General features: G+C 42.6%; 15 protein-coding genes. 10 read left to right on the top strand and 5 right to left on the bottom strand.

What is annotated here, in order from left to right:
• Positions 1 to 701: 701 nt before the first annotated feature.
• The 6 genes from QMG11_RS15440 to QMG11_RS15415 all read left to right on the top strand — a co-directional run bounded on the left by QMG11_RS15440 (position 702) and on the right by QMG11_RS15415 (position 4,641).
• Positions 702 to 1,583 (top strand): putative selenate ABC transporter substrate-binding protein, encoded by an 882-nt coding sequence (locus QMG11_RS15440; RefSeq protein ID WP_281837197.1) that lies wholly within the window; start codon positions 702 to 704, stop codon positions 1,581 to 1,583.
• Between the two features lie 14 nt (positions 1,584 to 1,597).
• The gene (locus QMG11_RS15435; protein WP_281837195.1) at positions 1,598 to 2,350 is read left to right on the top strand and encodes a phosphonate ABC transporter ATP-binding protein; all 753 of its coding nucleotides are present in this window, start codon (positions 1,598 to 1,600) and stop codon (positions 2,348 to 2,350) included.
• Positions 2,351 to 2,353: 3 nt separating this feature from the next.
• Positions 2,354 to 3,154 carry a PhnE/PtxC family ABC transporter permease gene (locus QMG11_RS15430; protein ID WP_281837193.1) on the top strand — a complete coding sequence of 267 codons (801 nt, stop codon included), beginning with the start codon at positions 2,354 to 2,356 and terminating at the stop codon, positions 3,152 to 3,154.
• Positions 3,151 to 4,005, top strand: a complete 855-nt coding sequence (locus QMG11_RS15425) for a PhnE/PtxC family ABC transporter permease (RefSeq protein WP_281837192.1) — start codon at positions 3,151 to 3,153, stop codon at positions 4,003 to 4,005. The genes QMG11_RS15430 and QMG11_RS15425 overlap by 4 nt, the downstream gene beginning before the upstream one ends.
• A 157-nt stretch (positions 4,006 to 4,162) precedes the next feature.
• Positions 4,163 to 4,516, top strand: coding sequence for a hypothetical protein (locus QMG11_RS15420; protein ID WP_281837189.1), 354 nt, complete (start codon positions 4,163 to 4,165; stop codon positions 4,514 to 4,516).
• Complete coding sequence (locus tag QMG11_RS15415) at positions 4,516 to 4,641, top strand: hypothetical protein (RefSeq protein ID WP_281837187.1); 126 nt, start codon at positions 4,516 to 4,518, stop codon at positions 4,639 to 4,641. The genes QMG11_RS15420 and QMG11_RS15415 overlap by 1 nt, the downstream gene beginning before the upstream one ends.
• 40 nt (positions 4,642 to 4,681) lie before the next feature.
• Here the strand turns inward: QMG11_RS15415 and QMG11_RS15410 are convergent, their stop codons facing one another.
• The 3 genes from QMG11_RS15410 to QMG11_RS15400 all read right to left on the bottom strand — a co-directional run bounded on the left by QMG11_RS15410 (position 4,682) and on the right by QMG11_RS15400 (position 6,850).
• Positions 4,682 to 5,680: a PTS sugar transporter subunit IIC gene (locus QMG11_RS15410; RefSeq protein ID WP_281837185.1), complete on the bottom strand. Its 999-nt coding sequence runs from the start codon at positions 5,678 to 5,680 to the stop codon at positions 4,682 to 4,684.
• Positions 5,681 to 5,692: 12 nt separating this feature from the next.
• Entirely contained in the window at positions 5,693 to 6,316 is a 624-nt protein-coding gene (pncA, locus tag QMG11_RS15405) for a bifunctional nicotinamidase/pyrazinamidase (protein WP_281837183.1), read from the bottom strand.
• Between the two features lie 240 nt (positions 6,317 to 6,556).
• Positions 6,557 to 6,850: a hypothetical protein gene (locus tag QMG11_RS15400; protein ID WP_281837181.1), complete on the bottom strand. Its 294-nt coding sequence runs from the start codon at positions 6,848 to 6,850 to the stop codon at positions 6,557 to 6,559.
• Between the two features lie 180 nt (positions 6,851 to 7,030).
• Here QMG11_RS15400 and QMG11_RS15395 point away from each other — a divergent pair, with 180 nt between their 5' ends.
• Positions 7,031 to 8,350: an FAD-dependent oxidoreductase gene (locus tag QMG11_RS15395; protein ID WP_281837180.1), complete on the top strand. Its 1,320-nt coding sequence runs from the start codon at positions 7,031 to 7,033 to the stop codon at positions 8,348 to 8,350.
• Positions 8,351 to 8,642: 292 nt separating this feature from the next.
• On the opposite strand, the gene QMG11_RS15390 is transcribed toward QMG11_RS15395, so the two are convergent.
• Positions 8,643 to 9,608, bottom strand: a complete 966-nt coding sequence (locus QMG11_RS15390; RefSeq protein ID WP_281837179.1) for a BMP family lipoprotein — start codon at positions 9,606 to 9,608, stop codon at positions 8,643 to 8,645.
• A 165-nt stretch (positions 9,609 to 9,773) separates the two neighbouring features.
• Positions 9,774 to 11,558 carry a bifunctional metallophosphatase/5'-nucleotidase gene (locus tag QMG11_RS15385; RefSeq protein WP_281837178.1) on the bottom strand — a complete coding sequence of 595 codons (1,785 nt, stop codon included), beginning with the start codon at positions 11,556 to 11,558 and terminating at the stop codon, positions 9,774 to 9,776.
• 207 nt (positions 11,559 to 11,765) lie between these two features.
• On the opposite strand from QMG11_RS15385, the gene smpB reads away from it, so the two are divergent.
• From smpB to QMG11_RS15370, 3 genes are all read left to right on the top strand, one after another.
• Positions 11,766 to 12,209, top strand: a complete 444-nt coding sequence (gene smpB / locus QMG11_RS15380) for an SsrA-binding protein SmpB (RefSeq protein WP_281837177.1) — start codon at positions 11,766 to 11,768, stop codon at positions 12,207 to 12,209.
• 588 nt (positions 12,210 to 12,797) lie between these two features.
• Positions 12,798 to 14,075: a branched-chain amino acid transport system II carrier protein gene (brnQ, locus tag QMG11_RS15375; RefSeq protein WP_281837176.1), complete on the top strand. Its 1,278-nt coding sequence runs from the start codon at positions 12,798 to 12,800 to the stop codon at positions 14,073 to 14,075.
• A 289-nt stretch (positions 14,076 to 14,364) separates the two neighbouring features.
• Positions 14,365 to 15,978, top strand: a complete 1,614-nt coding sequence (locus tag QMG11_RS15370; RefSeq protein ID WP_281837175.1) for an AbgT family transporter — start codon at positions 14,365 to 14,367, stop codon at positions 15,976 to 15,978.
• Positions 15,979 to 15,992 lie beyond the last annotated feature (14 nt).

Genomic DNA, 15,992 nt, shown 5'->3' with positions numbered 1-15,992 from the left:
TAGTAGTTTGAGGTATATACATTACTGGTCATATCCTTTCGAGTAGAATTTTGTGTGGTAACTCAATTATTACTCTATATTGGATATGATTTTTAATTTTTTGTGAATTACTTTTGCAACACTCTAAAATACAATAAAAAAAAGCTTCAAAAAAAGTCTACCGATTTACTAAGGAAAAGTTGTTGACCGTATTTATAAGTTATGTTAGTATCTCAATATAATTAGTACTTAATTCCTACGAATTAAGTGTATTTCAAAACATGGAGGAAGATTATGTTTTACTGAAACTGATCATGGGCAAAAGCTTCCGGTGGAAGCTATAAGATCTACTGCAGATGGATAGTATAGGAAGGTTAATTTAGATAGATGAGTGTTTTTATCCCCCTTTCTTTTAGTAATTAGAGCTATATCTATTCATTTCTTTTTATTTCTAGTTAGATCTTACCTTTTTTAATTTATATTTTTAATCTGATTTTTTAGAGGGGAATCCTAATGGGGTTCATATTTTGGCCACTGGTTATAGGGGCTTTTTAAGCTTGAAAAATTTTATCTTTTTAATGAAGGAGTTAATAATCCTAGAAGGATAAAGTTTACCGGATGGTCTGTAAAAAACTACGGGATATTTCCTGACCGAAATGCTAATCTTTTGGAAGGGTTTATCTATATAGAAATTTTATTAAGAAGTATTAGGGGGAGGAAGAATGAAAAAAAGCATTATTATTTTATTGGCATCGGTTTTACTGATCTTAATGGGGGGATGCTCTCAGGAGAAGGAAGAGAAGGCAGCAGAGGAAAGGAAGGTTTTAAAGATAGGGGCTATTCCAGACCAGAATGTATCTAAGCTAAATAGACGTTTTGAGGAGCTGGCAAACTATCTTGCAGAGGAAACCGGACTGGAGGTCGAATATGTGCCAACGGTAGATTACAGCGCTCTGGTAACGGCCTTTGAAAGGGGAGAGATTCATCTGGGATGGTTTGGAGGTCTTACAGGTGTCCAGGCCAGAAGTGTAACTCCAAATTCTGAAGCTATAGCCCAAAGACCCAGAGATGAGGAGTTTCACTCTGTTTTTATAGCTCAAAAAAACTTAGGGGTTTCCAACCTAGAGGAGTTAAAGGGGCTTAACTTTACCTTTGGAAGCGAAAGCTCAACTTCCGGGCACCTTATGCCTCGTTACTATATGGGGAAGGGCGGAATAGATCCAGATAAAGACCTAGAAGGGTCTCCTAACTACTCTGGGTCACACGATAAGACATGGAAGCTTGTGGAGTCTGGAGCTTTCCAAGCAGGAGCACTGAATGAGGCTGTATGGGAAAGTGCTGTTTCAAATGGCAAGGTTGATCTGGAAAAAGTAGAGGTTTTCTATACAACACCAGCTTACTATGACTATAACTGGACTATCAATGATGTAGATGCTGTATTTGGTGAGGGAACCAAGGAGAGTGTGAAGAGGGGACTGTTATCCTTTGGTGAGGAAAAGAGCGAGGTAATGGAGCTCTTTAATGCAGAGAAGTTTATAGAGACTAAAAATGAGAACTATGATGCAATTCTTTCAGTGGCAAAAAAGCTGGGAATTATTGAGTAGCCGGAGGATAGGATATGCCTGAGAAAGAGGTATTTAAATTAAGTAATCTGCTCAAGAGCTATGAAGGGAAGAGAGCACTGTCGCTTTCCTCCCTGAAGATCAAAAAGGGGGAGAGGGTTGCTTTGATCGGTCCAAGTGGTGCGGGAAAAACCACCCTGCTAAATTTAATGGCCAACACAATAAAGGCAGACAGGGGAGAAATATTGATAGATGGAATTCCCATGACTGAGTATGGTTTCGGGAAGCAACTCCATAAAAAGATGGGGATTATCAGGCAACAGTTTGATTTGGTGGGCCAGCTGGCTGTAATCCATAATGTTTTGGCTGGGCGTCTAGGAGAGTGGGGATTTTTTAAATCCCTTCTTTCCCTCTTCATTCCCCAGGATGAGAAGGTAGCGGTGAAAGCCCTTAAAAGGGTAGGGCTGGAGGACAGGGTATATGAAAGAACCAGTAAGTTATCGGGTGGGGAACAGCAGAGGGTAGCCCTGGCGAGACTACTGGTGCAACACCCTGAAGTTATCTTGGCTGATGAACCGGTGGCCTCCCTTGATCCAGCACGTGCTGAAGATATCCTTCAGGTACTGGTAAAGCTGGCAAGGGAGGAGGAGCAGACCCTTATTGCAAGCCTGCACTCTGTAGAGTATGCAAAAAAATACTTTAGCCGTATTATATCCCTGAGGGCTGGAGAGATATACTTTGATCTTCCCTCGGAAAAAGTAAGTCCTGAAGATCTTAATAACCTCTATAGTCTGAAGGAGATGAAGTAAAGGATGGATAGATTAGGTCGACTTCAATCACTTTTAAAGAGGCTTACTCTGATAGTTCTGCCGGTCATTATTTTTATGTGGAGTCTGGGATCCATAAGGGATTGGGATAATCTACTCCATTCAGGAGGAGGGACCACCCTTCTTGAAATATTGAAGGCCTTTGCATCTCCTGACATGTCCCCAGAGATAGTGAGGTTAGCTTTTGCAGCGTCGTGGAAGACCCTGGCCTATGCTACAGCTGGAATGACTCTGGCTATTGTTATTGCCATTATCCTGGGGACTCTGGCTTCTGGAGTGCTGTCTCTGAAAAGGTTCAACAGGATCTTTTCTATAACTGTTTTTAGAGGCCTTTTGGGTCTCATGAGATCTATTCATGAGCTGGTATGGGCCTGGCTATTTGTGGCTGCAGTGGGACTATCCCCCTTCTCTGCAATTTTAGCTCTGGCAATATCCTATGGGGGAACCCTGGGGCGTATCCTGGCAGACATATTAAACGATGTTCCAGAGGAGCCAATAAAATCATTGAAGTCAAATGGAGCCTCCCAGATGCAGATCCTGTTTTACGGGTATTTTCCCATGGCTATCCCCAATATGATCAGCTATGCTATGTACAGGTTTGAGTGCGCCCTTCGGTCCTCTACAATTATGAGCTTTGTGGGCTTAGGAGGCCTGGGGTATCAGATCCACCTGTCACTGGCAGATCTGGAATACAATGAGGTCTGGACATTTATATTTTTTCTGATCGCTTTAGTTGTATTGGTTGAAGTCTGGAGCAGCTCTCTCAGAAGGAGGGTGATGGCATGAAGTTAAGAAACCCCTTTTTAAAGAGAAGGATGGATTTTGTCGGTTTTTCCTATGGAGCATTTCTGATACTGGCTGTAGCTTCATGGGTTTTTATATTCAAGTGGGAAGATGCAGATGCAGCAGCCTTTTTTTCCAGTAAAAATATGGAGTATGCAAAAAGGTTCTTAAACAGGTTGTTTGATATTACAGGAGAGGGATCAGCCTTTAAAGACCCGGTCAAATGGAGGAACGCCCTTAGGCTTACCTATGATACACTGCATATGAGTATTCTGGCGACATTTTTTTCAGCTGTCTCCACGATTGCAGTTGTTATTCCCGCTGCCAGGAACGCAGCAGACGGAACTCTGACCCTTTCTAAGAGGTGGTATTCAAGGATATTATTTTTGATTATCAGATCTCTCTATATATTTTCAAGGGCTGTACCTGAATTAATCTGGGCTATGATCGTCATATTCATCTTCAAGCCCGGTATATTTCCAGGAGCTATAGCCCTCTTTCTTCATAACTTTGGAGTTCTGGGAAAGCTGTGTACTGAGGTGGTGGAGGATCTGGATTTAAGACCGCTGAGAAACCTCTCCTCCTCTGGAGCCAGCACGGGGCAACTGCTCATATACGGGGTAGTTCCAATGGTGATGCCCAAGTTTATAACCTTTATACTGTACAGGTGGGAGGTTGTTATCCGTACAACTATTGTTGTGGGATTTGTAGGGGCAGGTGGACTGGGGCAGCAGTTTAAGCTGAGCATGAGCTGGTTTAAATACACTGAGATAACACAGCTTCTGGTCTGTTACCTCCTTCTCGTGGTTGTGGCTGACCTTTTATGTTCAGGGGTGCGTAGGATGATAAGGTAAAAAATTTAATGAATCTATTTTATAGAAAGACTGTTGGAAGGTTTAACAGTCTTTTTTTATTTTAACCTCTATTCTTCATAAAGCTGTCACCCATCTGTCACCGTAGATCTATAATATGAATAAACAGACATAGGAAAAGTTAGATGTGGAGGAAGAGATGAGAAGAATTATAATTTTTATGGTGGCAGTAATGGGAGTGGGATTGTTTCTTGCAGGGCAGATGATGGACAGAGATAGAGATGAGCTGAGGCTTGTTCAGAAGGAGGTTGTACTGGAGGGAGGAGTCAGAGGCCAGGAGAGCCGTCTCACAGATGGAAGGAATACCTTCTACTACAGCTACAGATTTCCAAGGGAGGTTATAGAGGAGAAGTTTTCCATGGATGATATAAACCGTGAGTTCTACATGGAGGTAGTGGATTATGAGAGGGAAGGTAGTGGGGAGTACCTTGTAGAGCTTCAGGGCGCAGGAAGGGGAGTTGTTCTCTACAGGGGAGGAGAGGAGAGGAGGTAGTGGTTATAGCAATGGAGAGGGACTCTCTTTTAAGAGTAGAGGAAGCCTTGAGAAAAAACAAGGTTTTAGAGGGAAAGATAGAGGAAAAGTTTAATCTTCTCAAGGAGGCACTGATCAAAAAATAGGAAAGGGAGGACCCACAATGAGGTCCTCCCTTTAAAGTATCTATATCTTCATATCTCCGTACCTAATGATCCCTCTCCTTCTCATTCCCTCACTAACTACAAGGGCAATGGTTGCAGGGAGGATGAAGTGCAGAAGAACAACCTTAACCAGGGCATTTCCTCCCATGGCCTCTATGGTAGCTATCTGACCAACAAGGCCAGCTGTTCCCATACCTCCCCCAATACTGTTTCCCTGCATCTTAAAGACCACTGTGGAAAGGGGTCCCAGGAGAGCAGAGGCTATCACAGCGGGAAGGGCAATAACCGGCTTCTTTACTATATTGGATATCTGAAGCATTGAGGTACCCAGTCCCTGGGCAACCAGCCCGCTCACCTTATTCTCCCTGTAGCTGCTCACAGCAAAGCCTATCATATGACAGGAGCATCCTACGATGGAAGCCCCTGCAGCCAGCCCTGAAAGCCCCAGAGAGATGGATATAGCTGCACTGGAGATGGGCAGGGTAAGGATGATACCCATAACCACTGAGATCAATATACCCATGGGAATAGGGTGAAGGGTAGTGATATAGTTTATGAATCCCCCTATAGCTGTCATCATGGATGTGATTGGTGGTGCCACTGTGGAGCCAGCCAAACCTCCTATAAAGATTGTGGCAGCAGGGATTACAATTATATTTAGCTTGGTTTTGTCCTCTACCAGTCTTCCTATCTCTGCCCCAACTAGGGAAGCCACAAGAGCTCCCACAGGCTCACCTATAGCCAGGGATCCACCCTCCCTAACTGTGCCAGCACCAATGGCTCCGCATATGAGTCCTGAAAGAACTACCAGGGGATTCTTGCTTCTGGAGTAGGCCACCCCTGCACCTATGGCAGGACCCATCATAAACTGAGCAATACTTCCATACTTTATAAGGGAATCGATCCCCCCGTAAACACCTATCTGTTTAAGGATAAGGCCTATTATGAGGGATGAAAACAATCCCAGGGCCATCCCGTTTAATACCTTTGTAACATAACCGTTACCTGAACCTTTAGACATAACTCACCTCTTCTACTGATCTAAAACAATATCTCTGCTACTTACTATTACAGCTCCACCTTCTCTCATCTCTCTGATGGCATCATCTGAGTCGGAAGGACTGAGGTTCACTCCACGACAACCATCGGCAACGAGGTATACCTTGTATCCCAGCTTGAGGGCATCCATCACTGTGAACTTAACACAGTAATCTGTGGCTAAACCAACTACATAGAGGGTATCCACCTTCCTCTCCTTAAGGAACTGATCCAGGTCTGTTTCCTCCCTGGAGGCACTGTAGAATCCGCTGTAGGAGTCTACCTTGGAGTTGGTTCCCTTGTGGATCTTATCCTGGACGAATCTTAACTCAGGATGGAGCTCAGCTCCATGGGTGTTCTGTACACAGTGGTCGGGCCACCAGATCTGAGATATACCACAGAGGTCTCCCATCTCTCCCACCTTTCCACCTGAGTTGGAAGCAAAGCTTCCGTGGTCAGCAGGGTGCCAGTCCATGGTAGCAACCACAACCTCTCCCCTGTCGGTGAATCTATCGATAAGCTCGTTAACTACTGGAATGATCTCCTCTGCCTGCTTAACTTCAAGAGCTCCCCCCTGGCAGAAATCATTTTGAACATCAACTACTAAAAGTCCCCTCATATTTATCCCCCCATACCATAATTTTATAATCCTTTAAGGATAAGATAATATATTTTCTCCAGAATTACAAATGCAAAAACGCCTAAAAATCTACCATTTCTCAAAATAGTTATAAAATTCACAAAAACTATGAGGAAGATTTTAGTGGGAGAGATTAGGTAGTTTTACTAAAGAAATTTATAGTGAAAAAAGTATTTAAAAAATAATTGAAATTTAAGGAAAAATACAGGAGGGAAGGGGTTAGGAGGGAGTTACCAGAAGGACTCCTCCTATATAGGGTCTCAGAAGATCTCCCATCCTCTCCATAAGTGAGGAGTGCTTCTTCAGGGAGAGGGTACAGAGGGTGTAGGTATCTTCTGGGGATATTTTAAGGTCCCTAATAGATACTCCCAGCTCCTCCTTAAGTTTATTCAGGATATCTCCTCCAGAGAGGGATTCCTCAGAGGTGATCCCTTTAAGGGAAAATCCTCCCCTAAAGCATAGGAGCTTCAGGTTGTCTCTTTTCTCCAGAATACCGTAACCATCTATAATCATAGTACCTCCATAGTCTTTTTATCGTTCTCCATTGAGAGGAGATCATATCTTTTTCTACTATATTTTACCAGATATGGAAGAGATTATTACTTATAATGAACTTAGAACTACCTTAGAAATATTAATTGAAGGAGGGAGGAAAAAACAGGTATAATTGTCCTAAGAGAGAAGGGGGTAGGTATGAAGTACGATGTGATAGTAGTTGGAAGCGGAGCCGGGGGATATTATTCGGCTATCTCCTCAGGGAAGAGGGGATTAAAGACGGTTTTAATAGAGGGAGAGGAGCTAGGCGGAACAGCCTTCAGGTGGGGAAGCCTTGCTGTGAAGAGGATACTAGACGGTTTCAGAGGAGTAGATGAGGAGCTTCTCAGAAAGCTAGGAGTAGATATAGAGGAGCACTACAGGGGGAAGTATGCCCAGGGAGTGAGGGATATGGCCTATATAGAGGGGATCATAAGAAGAAAGCTAGAGAAGGCTGGAGTTGAGGTGGTTATAGGTAAGGGGAGGTTCGTAGAAGAGAGAGAAGACGAAGTAGTGGTAGAGGCCGGAGGAAGGGTCATAGAGGGGAAGAACCTCATAGTGGCCACTGGAAGCACTGGGGATAGCCTGTGGAGGGGGGAGAGGATTATAACCCACAGGGAACTCCTGGCCATGGAGGAGCTGCCGGAGAGGATATGTATAGTAGGAGGGGGAGTAGAGGGGATAGAGATCGCCAATATCACCTCCTATATAGGGATAGAAACTGTAGTTGTGGAGATGGAGGAGTCCGTTCTCAAGGGGACCGAGAATAATCTTGTGGAACCTGTTGTGGAAAACCTCAAGAGGAGGGGAACCGAAATCTATCTGAATACCAGGGTAGAGGAGTGTATAGACCTGGGAGACAGGGTGAGGGTATCTCTTGAGAATAGAGGAGAGATGGAGTTTCCTCTCGTGGTGGTCACAGGGATAAGGACATCCAATATGCCAGAGGGAGTGGATGTAGAGACAAGGGAGGGTTATATAGTGGTGGATGAGAACTACAGAACCTCCAATGAGAGGATATATGCAGTGGGGGACATAAACGGAATAATGGGAATGGCCAATGCTGCAAGGTACCAGGGGGAGCAGATGGGGGAGATTCTAGCAGGGAAAGCAGAGGGAAGAGCCTACCCAGAATCCCTCTCCAGAGCCATCTATACCATCCCGGAGATAGCATGTACTGGGTTTGAGGGAGAGTACTCTGGGGCCGCTTACTTTGCAGATACCTTCAGGGGATTCTCTAAGGGAGTAGAAAAAGGCTTTGTAGTGGTGTATAGTAATGACGGTAAAACCATATGTGGAATATCCATGAGTGGAATGGATGTTTCCGAGTACCTGGGGCCGTTGGGATACCTTGTGGATAAAAAGGTGACTTTGGAAGAAGCCAGAAAGATAATGATGGCCCATCCAACTATGATGGAGGCCTTCCACGATGCAGTGGAAGATGCAATTAAGTCAATTTCTCACAGAAAATGCCAATAAAATTACTTTGGTCCTTTCTTTGCTTGCCCAAAGAAAGAACCAAAGAAAAGGCAACTCTCATAAATGTTTCCTGAGTATGATTACTAATATTACGTCCCTTTAAGGGCTACAATTACAGCTCTGTGGGCTAATAATTATGTAGAATGCTGTAATAAACTTAAGCTGTATAACGGACTAGCTAATTACCTGAGTAGAAAGCATCATCAACTATGAAGAGTAGATTCAATAAAACAGCCCAAATGATTTGTAAGGTTAATAAAAAAAAGTGCAGAATTTCTTCTGCACTTTTAATTTACTTTATAACTATCTTTCCGTCGATGATATCCTTCTTGATCTCCTCTAACCTCTGGATCTTCTTCTCACCGATAACCTCTCTGGTATATTTGAAGTCTGTAGTTCCTACTCCGTCCTCAGCAAGACCAAACTTATAGGCCTTCCCTTCAAAGTTACCCTCTACAGTATCCTTGATAAGGGCATATACAGCATTATCCACATTCTTCAGCATGGATGTGATAACCTGTCCCTCAACCATGTAGTCCTGGTCGGAATCTACTCCGATAGCATAGATTCCCAGATCCTTAACAGCTTCCATCATTCCTACCCCTGTGTTACCAGAAGCGTGGTAAACTACGTCCACTCCCTGGTTAGCCAGAGAATACGTAGCTTCCTTTCCCTTTACAGGATCGTTGAAGGGAGCATTCCCTCCTATATAGATAGCAGTTGTAGAGATCTCAGGGTTGATATACTTGGCTCCCTGCTCATATCCCCTTCTGAAGTTGTTGATTAAAGGAATGTCCACTGCTCCTATGAATCCCACAGAGTTGTTTTCACTCATCATAGCAGCCAGAGCTCCAACCAGGAACGATCCCTCCTCCTCGCTGAACACAAGGGAAGCAGTATTTGGAACTCCCTCTATGGTAGTATCTACAATGGCAAACTTTGTGTCCGGAAACTCTCCTGCTAACTCAGTCATAGCATCCTGAGCTGTGTATGATGTAGCTATTATAAGATCGTAGTCGTTTTCAGCAAACTCGGTAATGAAGATGCTGTCCTCCGACCATGAGCTGGGCTCAACATACTTTACCTCTATATCAAAATCCTTCTCAGCCTTCTTAAGCCCCCTGTAAGCAGAGTCGTTAAATGACTTATCTCCCAGTCCTCCCATAGCCAGGATAAGTCCTACCTTTATCTCCTTGGCAAATGTACATGTAGAGATGATAAAAAATAAAACCAGTATTTGTTTCATAAACCTTTTCATAAAAAAATCCCCCTTTAAATTTGAATCAAGGATATTTTAAGTCTTATGGTTATAGGTGTCAAGAATGAATATTTTATGTCTGTTAAAACAATGAAAATATCCATAAAAAAACAGCCTTCCAAACCCTGGTGGCTTGAAAAGCTGTTCCTATGGAATACTTAACTTCTATTTGAACTTCTTGATGTCATCTACATTGATAGATCTTATATTAGTTGCTCTTCCCTTAGTGTGGAGCTGGATCTTTCCTTCATTTAGAAGTTTCTTAGCCAGGTGGGCATCCTCGGAATCAGGTAAACCTATGATCTTCCAGTTGTTGGCAGCTTCTCCCTCGATAACCCCATTCTTAGCCTCTCTGATATACTTCATAGTCATATATCTGATAGTACCGTCCTTGAGTCCGTAAGCCTCCTTGGAAGCCCAAAGCTTCTTAACTGTAGTACTTCCCTCTAGGGGACCACCTGCTCCAAGCATTCTGTCCATTCTGTATGAGTTCATACCAAGCTTTATAATAGTATCTTCCTTAACAGGGGTACCATTATTTAGAGTCAGGTCTTTGATTCTGTTACCAGCTTCCTCTCTGATGTCGATATCATATGTAACCCCCTTGGCAAAGTCGAAGGTAGCATACTTCTCACTTCTTCTGTCCAGATCGAAGCTTAGGATAAGGTCTCCCTCTTTTAGAGTGTTGAAGAATCCAGCAGACCACTCAAGGTACTTCTTCAGGTCCTTACCGGTAACCTCGTAGACAGTGATGTCCCCTCCAGTATATCTGTAGTTGAAGTTTATATCCTTTACCTTGATAGGTCCCTTGTCCAGTCTTGCCTTGTCCTGATCCACTGACAGGGCAATAACATCAGCGTCTGAGAAGTAGAAACCAACCTTTCCAAAGAGTGTAGACAGACCAGAATCCACTGTATGGATAGCAGGAATACCTCTGAACTCATCTGCCGGTACCAGGTCTCTCTTTGTCTCTCCAACAACTATATTAGCTTCCTCTCTCAGCATATTGTGGAATCTCTCATAGAGCTTCTCCACAGCCTTATCCGACTTCACTCCCTTTACAGAAACAGTCTCGGTTTCCTTGGAAGTCAGCTCAGTTCCCTTCTTATTTACATCGAACTTAAGGGTAGCAACTGAGATATCTTTTCCATACTTATACGGCATAGTAATAGGTGTCCCATTGACAACTACCTCTGAAGCCTCCTTGTGGGCATGTCCTCCCAGCATAAGGTCGATCTCAGGGATCTCCTTAGCAATATCTGAAAGACCTGTATTAGTTATATTGTTTTCATTTTCAATTCCCAGGTGTCCTGCAAGGACGATGGCATCAACTCCCTGCTTCTGTAGGTTTGCCACCTCCTTCCTGATCTCTGAGATAATCTCTCTGTACTCAACTCCGTCCAGGTTATCTGTATCCTCCTCGAACTTTACAGTCATAGGGGTAGTAGCTCCTATGATACCAATCTTAACTCCGTCCTTCTCTACAACAGCAGATGGTGTATAGTAGTGCTCACCGTTGTCTCTGTAGAGGTTGGTAGCCAGAACCTTTCCGTTATACTGAGAGTAGGCCTTGTCCAGGAACTCCATACCGAAGTTAAACTCGTGGTTTCCAGGTACGATGAAGTCATAGCCTATCTCATTGTAGATCCTCATTACCGGGTGGAAGTTCTCTGCAAAGTAGATGCTGTTGAACTTCTCGATGCTGTTATCCTGAATAGCGTCCCCTAGGTCAAGGAGTATAACATTCTTGTTTTCATCTCTGTACTCATCCATAAGGGTGGAGATCTGAGAGAATCCTCCAGAGTAGTTCTCTGTATCTGTGGAGTAGTCCCACGGGGAGATCCTTCCGTGTACATCGGATGACGCAAGGATTTTAATATCCACTTCCCTTGCAAAAATGGAAGCAGTTAAAGCCATAAGGCTGAATAAAAGTGTGTAGATCTTTCTCATAATTAGTTCCTCCTTAAAAAATCAAAATATTGTAGCACAAAAAGGATAGAATTCCTATCATAAAAGAATGATTACGTTCTTTTTTAAAGTTCTATTATGATTGATAGTTTATGGGATAAGCTTTACCCTAGGGAAGGCTGGTTGAAAATACAGGATAAACATAGTATAATTAAGCTTAGAAATTTGTACTAAAAAGGAGTATGAAATATGGTACTAGCGAGGAATAAGAAGGCTTTTCACGATTATTTTATAGAGGATAGATTAGAGGTAGGAATGGAGCTTATCGGGAGTGAGGTAAAGTCCATAAAAGCCGGTAAGGTAAGTATCAAGGAATCATTTGTAAGAATTATAAAAGATGAGATGTTTGTGATGAATATGAATATAACTCCTTGGGAGTATGGAAGTGTATATAACCCAGATGAGAGCAGGGTAAGAAAGCTTCTTCTCCACAAGAGGGAGATAAAGAAGTTTCATGAAAAGGTAAAGCAGGAGGGGTATACCATACTTCCCCTTTCCATCTATACCAAGGGGGGACTTGTAAAGATGGAGATTGCCCTGGGTAAGGGTAAGAAAAACTATGATAAGAGACAGTCGATGGCTAAGAAGGATCAGCAGAGGCAGATCGACAGGGCAATGAAGGAAAGACATTAATTTAAGCAAAGGGAGACACAGGGGTGTCTCTTTTTCTATAAAGAATAAATTCAAGATATGCATAAAAGAAAATAGCGTTATCACTAGAGAAAATAGTTTAACGATCTTTAACACCTTTAAACAAAAAGCAGGATATAAACTTCATACTTCAGTATTAATCTGTAGGAGGTGGAGTTATGACCTATGAAAAGATTAAGAGACTAAAAAAATTAAAGAAGAACTTGAAGAAGATTAACAAATTAAGAAAAGCTGAAAAAACTTAAATCAAAGCAATGGGAAGGTAAAACCCTGAGGCTAACCTCAGGGTTTTTATTATTAAGGAAGGTATAGAATTGAAAAAATCCATGAAAAAATAAGAACTTCTATATGTTTGCAGGGATGCAACGTCACGCTGCTTTTTCTTTAATCTTTAGAAGTACAAAGATTTAAAAGATGCCATATCCCACAGAGTTACTTGGTGAGGTGGAGTATCATTAAAATACCACAAAAATACTATAAATTAAAAAAACACCTTTATTATCGCCACGTAACAAATGTTATAGTAGAAACCTACAAAAGTACTAAAAAAGTAATATTGGGAGTGGTGACATGAGAAGGAAAAATGATGTATTTGTATTTGGACTGGCAATATTTGCTATGTTTTTTGGAGCGGGGAACCTTATATTTCCTCCGGAGATAGGAGTTACAACAGGTAGGGAGTGGCTAATAGCTGCATCGGGATTTTTTATTACAGGTATCTGCCTTCCGGTAGGGGGACTGGTGGCATTCAGCAGAGCTACAGATGTAAATAAGTTTGCCCATAGGGTTTCCGGTAAGTTTAATACAGCTTACTTTACCCTGTTGATACTGGCCATAGGGCCTATGCTTGGAATCCCAAGAACAGCCGCAACGGCATATGAGATGGGGATAGCTCCTAATCTTGGAGGGCTTAATCCGCTATTGGTGTCATCTATCTACTTCGTAGTTGTATATTTTTTAGTTATGAATCCTTCCAAATTAATGAATAATATAGGAAGGTACCTTACACCGATAATCCTTTCTATTCTGTCGGTAGTAATGATCAAGGGAGCTCTAATGGGGTTTGGAGTACCTGGGGACAAGGTAATAGATCAGAACTCATTTTCATATGGATTCTTCGGAGGGTATCAGACGATGGATGCCATAACTTCAGTAATATTAGGGGCAATAATAGTTAAGGGATTAAAAGCCAATGGATATGTGAGGGAATCTGAGCAGAGGTCCATGATAGTAAGAGCAGGAATTATCTCAGGGGTAGGAATGGCTCTGGTATATGGAGGACTTCTCTATCTGGGAGCCATGGCCAACGGGAATAACCTGGGACTGAGCAGAGCGGAACTGGTAATGTACTTTGCTAAAGTTACCCTGGGAACATATGGAATAAGAGCACTGGGGCTGTGCATAACTGTGGCATGTTTAACAACCTCTGTTGCCCTGGTTGCCATAGCTTCCGACTTCTTCTCTGAGAGGAGCAGGTTTTCCTACAGAGGAATAACTGTAGCTGTGTGTACAGTATCAGCAGTACTAGCTGCAACGGGGCTTGGATTTATAATAGATATAGCTGTACCTATACTGACTATCCTCTACCCTGCCACAATAATCCTTATAGCTCTTAATATAGCCAAGGTGGAGGATCATAGGGTATTCAAGGGAAGCATATATACGGGATTGGCCTTCAGTGTGCTGGAGGTAGTGGCAAGATCAGGAATATCAGAGAGCATAGAGCACTTATTCAATATTCTGCCCTTCTCCTCAGAGGGCTTTGCCTGGCTAATACCAACATTGATTGTATCTGGTTTAGTGGCAGCTTTAAGGGACAGGATCAATATAGCAGCTGAAAATATTTAATGCTCCAACTACAGGGATAGTTTAAGAGGAAAGGGAAAGGATTGAAGTAGATATTATAGGGGACTTCCTTAGTTATCTCCTTTTAGAGGTATATTATGAAATACAATGGATTTTAAGAGAGAGCCCCGGAATGGGGCTTTTTTAGTTATTATTCTCAGTTAAAAAAGTCTGCCTAAAAAAAGAACAAAAGGATACAAAAGCTTGATTTTACCTCTCCTATGGACTATATACATTAGAAATTATATAGTTAACATTAAAATGCTTTTGTTAACTAAAGGGGAGGTTAGACGTGAAGGAATTAGTATTAAAGGGGAAGAAGAGGGGAAACCTGATGAACAGGTTTATCGATATTATTGAGAGGGGAGGGAATAAGCTGCCCCATCCATTTATACTGTTTAGTATGCTAATAGGGATAACTATGGTGTCATCCTTTATCCTGAGCAAACTGGGATTTGAGGTTACCTACTTTGGAGTGGGAAAGAAGCTGGGGGAAGCCGGAGGAGAAACCACGGTAGCTACGGTAAACCTACTATCCAGGGAAAATCTTCAGTATATAGTGGAGAATATACCGGATATCTTCATATCCTACGCACCTATGAAGCTTGTGATGATTATGATGATAGCCAGTGCTTTTATAGAGAAGACAGGTTTCTTTGAAACATTTATGAAGAAGTATCTATTGAAGGCACCTAAATCACTTATTACATTTGCCCTTGTATTTGTAGCAATAAATGCCAATCTTATGTCCGATGCAGGTACTATATTTGCAGTGTCCATAGGGGGAGTGGTTTTTGCAGCCCTGGGAAGAAACCCACTGGTGGGAGTTATACTGGGTTATGTAGGATGCAGCGGAGGCTTTACAGCAAACCTTTTCCTTGCAGGAACAGACGCCCTTCTGGCAGGAATAACAGAGAATGCAGTGAGATCCATGGGGGTGGAGGTATCAATATCTCCAGTGGTGAACTACTTCTTTATGGCAAGTGCCACGTTGCTCATGTCCCTAACAGTTACTATCTTTACTGAAAAGTTTGTAATTCCCATGGTGGGGGACGGAGATGGAATAGAGGATAAGTCGCTTTTGGAGAACCACAAGATAAGTTCAGAGCAGGAGAGGGGATTGAGGTATGCTTTTATTGGTTTCCTTATCTTCCTGGGAATAATGCTTCTGCTGTCTCTTCCAGAGGGGGCTTTCTTCAGAAATAGTGAGGGAAGATTCCTTCCTAAGTCGCCGCTCTTCCAGTCCATTATAGTGATAATATCTGCTCTATTCCTATCAACGGGGATACCATATGGTATAGGTACAGGGGTAATCAAGACAAGCAGAGATATTCCGAAAATTATAAGCATGGGGCTGACTCAGGCAGTGCCATTTCTAACAACTGCCTTTGCAGCTTCTATATTTATAAAGCTGTTAAATATGTCCAATATATTTAAGATACTTGCAATTAAGGGGGCGGAGCTGCTAAAGAGTGCTGACGTAGGCCTTGTTCCTCTGTGTCTAATGGTTATAGTAGTGACAACTATGATAAACCCATTTATGACAAGTGGTTCATCCAAGTGGCTCCTTATAGCTCCCATGGTTGTTCCAATGTTTACAGTATTAAATGTTCATCCGGCCTATGCACAGCTGGCTTACAGGATAGGAGATTCGTGTACCAATATAATCTCTCCCCTTCACTCGGCTCTGCCGGTTGTACTGGGGCTGCTGGCTCAGTATAAGGCAAGCAATAAAATACCTCTGAGGCCAGGGGAGAAGGAGCACCGTGATCTTGGGATGGGAACTATATTTGCTCTCACAATTCCATATTCCATGGTACTTCTATTAACTATGACGGCAATGTTTATTCTTTGGATCCTACTGGGGTTACCAATTGGCCCTGGGGTTACTATGAACTTAATTTAAATTTATTGAGGAGG

Origin of the sequence: Propionigenium maris DSM 9537 (assembly GCF_027925155.1) — a bacterium.
GTDB classification, from domain to species: domain Bacteria; phylum Fusobacteriota; class Fusobacteriia; order Fusobacteriales; family Fusobacteriaceae; genus Propionigenium; species Propionigenium maris.
Note: the sequence above shows the minus strand (reverse complement) of the source record. Positions and strands in the feature narration are given on the sequence as shown.

Coding starts and splice junctions, on each gene's coding strand:
- QMG11_RS15410 (WP_281837185.1), bottom strand. CDS start 5,680: ATGTCTAAAGGTTCAGGTAACGGTTATGTTACAAAGGTATTAAACGGG.
- pncA (WP_281837183.1), bottom strand. CDS start 6,316: ATGAGGGGACTTTTAGTAGTTGATGTTCAAAATGATTTCTGCCAGGGG.
- smpB (WP_281837177.1), top strand. CDS start 11,766: ATGGTACTAGCGAGGAATAAGAAGGCTTTTCACGATTATTTTATAGAG.
- QMG11_RS15435 (WP_281837195.1), top strand. CDS start 1,598: ATGCCTGAGAAAGAGGTATTTAAATTAAGTAATCTGCTCAAGAGCTAT.
- QMG11_RS15385 (WP_281837178.1), bottom strand. CDS start 11,558: ATGAGAAAGATCTACACACTTTTATTCAGCCTTATGGCTTTAACTGCT.
- QMG11_RS15425 (WP_281837192.1), top strand. CDS start 3,151: ATGAAGTTAAGAAACCCCTTTTTAAAGAGAAGGATGGATTTTGTCGGT.
- brnQ (WP_281837176.1), top strand. CDS start 12,798: ATGAGAAGGAAAAATGATGTATTTGTATTTGGACTGGCAATATTTGCT.
- QMG11_RS15395 (WP_281837180.1), top strand. CDS start 7,031: ATGAAGTACGATGTGATAGTAGTTGGAAGCGGAGCCGGGGGATATTAT.
- QMG11_RS15400 (WP_281837181.1), bottom strand. CDS start 6,850: ATGATTATAGATGGTTACGGTATTCTGGAGAAAAGAGACAACCTGAAG.
- QMG11_RS15390 (WP_281837179.1), bottom strand. CDS start 9,608: ATGAAAAGGTTTATGAAACAAATACTGGTTTTATTTTTTATCATCTCT.
- QMG11_RS15440 (WP_281837197.1), top strand. CDS start 702: ATGAAAAAAAGCATTATTATTTTATTGGCATCGGTTTTACTGATCTTA.
- QMG11_RS15430 (WP_281837193.1), top strand. CDS start 2,354: ATGGATAGATTAGGTCGACTTCAATCACTTTTAAAGAGGCTTACTCTG.
- QMG11_RS15420 (WP_281837189.1), top strand. CDS start 4,163: ATGAGAAGAATTATAATTTTTATGGTGGCAGTAATGGGAGTGGGATTG.